Origin of the sequence: Kitasatospora sp. LaBMicrA B282 (genome assembly GCF_050325825.1) — a bacterium.
Taxonomy (GTDB): Bacteria; Actinomycetota; Actinomycetes; order Streptomycetales; family Streptomycetaceae; genus Kitasatospora.
The window spans coordinates 1-3,772 of the sequence record NZ_JBNQTI010000317.1; the positions used below are offsets into that span (position 1 = coordinate 1).

General features: G+C 72.5%; 3 protein-coding genes and 1 pseudogene. All 4 read left to right on the forward strand.

The genetic code is table 11. The features are described from left to right. The coding region (locus ACQRUO_RS38870) for a tetratricopeptide repeat protein (protein ID WP_428320907.1) at nucleotides 1-513 on the forward strand (513 nt) is incomplete at its 5' end. Between the two features lie 418 nt (nucleotides 514-931). Continuing rightward, a complete protein-coding gene (gene ald / locus ACQRUO_RS38875) occupies nucleotides 932-2,050 on the forward strand; it encodes an alanine dehydrogenase (protein WP_428320908.1) in 1,119 nt (372 codons plus the stop codon). A gap of 420 nt (nucleotides 2,051-2,470) precedes the next feature. Beyond that, nucleotides 2,471-3,502 (forward strand): ParA family protein, encoded by a 1,032-nt coding sequence (locus ACQRUO_RS38880; RefSeq protein ID WP_428320909.1) that lies wholly within the window; start codon nucleotides 2,471-2,473, stop codon nucleotides 3,500-3,502. A gap of 41 nt (nucleotides 3,503-3,543) precedes the next feature. After that, a pseudogene (locus tag ACQRUO_RS38885) lies at nucleotides 3,544-3,772 on the forward strand (hypothetical protein); the annotation flags it as partial.

Below are 3,772 nucleotides of genomic sequence, written 5' to 3' on the forward strand. Positions count from 1 at the left end.
CTGCCGGCGGCCGACGGCGCCGCGGGCGGGCTGCCGGCCGCCGACGCCTACCGCCTGCACCGCCTGGTGCTGACCTGCGCCGAGCGCCAGGGCGCACCGCGGCGGGCGGCCGCCGCCCTGCTCAACCTGGCCGAGCTGCGGGTGGCGGCCGGCGACTGGCAGCCGGCGGTGGAGCACTACCGGGCCGCGCTGGCGCACAGCCGGACGGCCCGCGACGAGCCGGTGGCGGCCCGCGCCCTGGAGGGGGTGGCGGGGTGCCACCGGGCGCTGGGCGACCCGGTGCGCGCCGCCGACAGCTACGGCCGGGCGCTGGCGCTGCGCCGCGGCCAGGACGACCCGGCCGCCGAGGCCCGGCTGCTGGCCCGGCTGGCGGAGGCGCACGGTGCGCAGCGCCGGTTCGAGGAGGCGGCCCGGGAGTACCGGGACGCGCTCACCCTGCTGCGCCGGTTGGGTGACGAGCGCGGCGCGGCGGTGGTGGCGACGGCCCTGGAACGGCTCGGCGGCCGCGGCTGAGGCCGTGGGCCGCGGGCTCCCGGGCGTTCCCCCGGGGGGCGTCCGCGGGGTGTCCGTGGGGGCTTCGTGGCGGCTTCGCCGAGGTGGCCGCGGGCCGACCGGGGGCTGTCGCCCTGGTTTAGCCGAGGTTGCCGGATTCCGACCGGCAGATGATCTTGCGGTGCGGTATGGGAGCTATGGGAAGTTCGCCGGTTGTGCGGCAGTTTGCCAGGAAGGTTCTGCGGCAAGCCTACGAATCTGCCAATGCGGCGGGCAAATTTATTCACATTGGAAGGCTGGCGAAACCGCCTGGCTTCATTACACTCGACTTAGTCGCGCAGTGCCGCGTGTCCCGCTTCGGGTCGGAGGCCGTGCTGCGCGGGCACCCGCCGGTCTTCCCCCGGTTGGGACTCCCATGGCAAGAGGGACGTGTTTAACCGTGACCAAGGTCGGCATCCCCCGCGAGGTCAAGAACCACGAGTACCGGGTGGCCATCACGCCCGCCGGTGTGCATGAGCTGGTTCGCAACGGACACGAGGTGTTCATCGAGGACGGCGCCGGCGTCGGTTCCTCGATCCCCAACGAGGAGTACGTGGCCGCGGGTGCCACCATCCTCCCCACCGCCGACGAGGTGTGGGCCACCGCTGACCTGCTGCTGAAGGTCAAGGAGCCGATCGCGCAGGAGTACCACCGACTGCGCAAGGGCCAGACCCTCTTCACCTACCTGCACCTGGCCGCCGACCGGGCCGGTACCGACGCGCTGCTCGCCTCCGGCACCACCGCGATCGCCTACGAGACGGTGCAGCTGGCCAACGGCGCACTGCCGCTGCTCGCGCCGATGTCCGAGGTCGCGGGCCGGCTGGCCCCGCAGGTCGGCTCCTACCACCTGATGCGCCCGGCCGGCGGCCGCGGCGTGCTGCCGGGCGGCGTGCCCGGCACCCACCCGGCCAAGGCCGTGGTGATCGGCGGCGGCGTCTCCGGCTGGCACGCGGCCACCATCGCGATCGGCATGGGCTACGAGGTGACCCTGCTGGACCGCGACATCAACAAGCTGCGCGAGGCCGACCGGATCTTCGGCACCAAGATCAAGGCCATCATGTCCAACTCGTTCGAGCTGGAGAAGGCCGTGCTGGAGGCCGACCTGGTGATCGGCGCCGTGCTGATCCCGGGCGCCAAGGCCCCCAAGCTGATCACCAACGAGCTGGTCTCCCGGATGAAGCCGGGTTCGGTGCTGGTCGACATCGCCATCGACCAGGGCGGCTGCTTCGAGGACTCGCGTCCCACCACGCACGCCGAGCCGACCTTCCCGGTGCACAACTCGGTCTTCTACTGCGTCGCCAACATGCCGGGCGCGGTGCCCAACACCTCCACCTACGCGCTGACCAACGCGACCCTGCCGTACGTGGTCGAGCTGGCCAACCGCGGTTGGAAGGAGGCGCTGCAGCGCGACGCCGCGCTGGCCAAGGGCCTGAACGTGCACGAGGGTCAGATCACCTACGCCGCGGTCGCCGAGGCGTTCGGCCTGCCCTCCATCTCGCTGGAGAGCGTGCTCGCCTGACGCCGTGACAGGGAGTGCGGCGGGGTGCCGCACCACTGTTTGAACACTGTCCGATGGCCCCTGGCCGGCGGTAGCCGACCGGGGGCCTCGGCATGCCCCCGGGCGCCGTCAACGCGCCGGGGGGTGCGTCACCCGCCCCTTGACAGAACCCGGTAGGACAGCCGACACATCGGGCCCACTACCGTGGATTGTGTTGCTGCGAACGCCCGAAACGGCCTAGAGTCGCAAACCGTCGGCATGGTGTCAGGCTGACGAATCGACATAATGCCCTGGATGCCCAAGGAGGTAAGACGACTTGTGAATGAGTCGACATTTGCTCCCGGGGGTGGTCAGCCAGGACTGGCGGAGCGTGTCTCCGGACAGCCGACCGACGACACCGGGGCCGTACTTTCCACGGTCGGGGCCAGCGAGATCGGCACCGTGGCCGTGCGCACGTTCGAGGCCAGGCAGGCCGCCCAGGCCACGGTCTACGACGCCGACCTGTCGGGGCAGGGCCTCGGGTACCAGGACTTCGCCTACGGCTCCCACGACGACCCGGACGCCGAGTACGAGCCGGACCCCGAGTACGCCGCCACGCTGGCCCCCGACGCTGCCCGCCAGCGCCGCGAGCGGATCGGCCCCACCGGCCGTCCCCAGCCGTACTTCCCGATCCCCGCGCCGCTGGCCGAGCACGGCCCGGCGCAGATCATCGCGATGTGCAACCAGAAGGGCGGCGTCGGCAAGACCACCTCGACCATCAACCTGGGCGCCGCGCTGGCCGAGTACGGCCGCCGGGTGCTGCTGGTCGACTTCGACCCGCAGGGCGCGCTCTCGGTCGGTCTCGGGGTCAACCCGATGGAGCTGGACGTCACCGTCTACAACCTGCTGATGGAGCGGGGTCTGACGGCGGACGAGGTGCTGCTGAAGACCGCCATCCCCGGCATGGACCTGCTGCCCTCCAACATCGACCTGTCGGCCGCCGAGGTGCAGCTGGTCAGCGAGGTGGCCCGGGAGTCGGCGCTGGCGCGGGCGCTCAAGCCGCTGCTGCCGGACTACGACTACGTGATCATCGACTGCCAGCCCTCGCTCGGCCTGCTCACGGTCAACGCGCTGACCGCCGCGCACAGCGTGATCGTGCCGCTGGAGTGCGAGTTCTTCGCGCTGCGCGGGGTGGCGCTGCTGACCGAGACGATCGAGAAGGTCTGCGAGCGGCTCAACCCGGAGCTGCGGCTCGACGGCATCCTGGCCACCATGTACGACTCGCGCACGGTGCACAGCCGCGAGGTGCTGGCCCGGGTGGTCGAGGCCTTCGGCGAGCACGTCTTCCACACCGTGATCGGGCGCACCGTCAGGTTCCCGGAGACCACCGTGGCCGGCGAGCCGATCACCACCTACGCGACCAACTCGGTCGGCGCCGCCGCCTACCGCCAGCTCGCCAGGGAGGTGCTCGACCGGTGCCGCCCCGTCGAGTGAGCCTCCCGGGGGCCGACGAGCTGTTCCGCACCACCGGGGGGATGGCCCTGTCGCCCTCCCTGGCCAGCCGCCAGACCGCCGAGCCGGCGGACGGTGGCCCCGGTGCGCAGCAGTCCGACGCCGCCGCGGCTGACGCTCCCTCGGGCGGTGCCGGCGAGGCCGGCCCGGCCGTCGCCCGGCCCAGGGTCGAGCGAGCCCCCAACCCCGCGGCCGCGCCCCCGCCGGCCGCGCTCGGCGTTCCCCCCACCACGGTGGCCCCGGCCCGCAGCG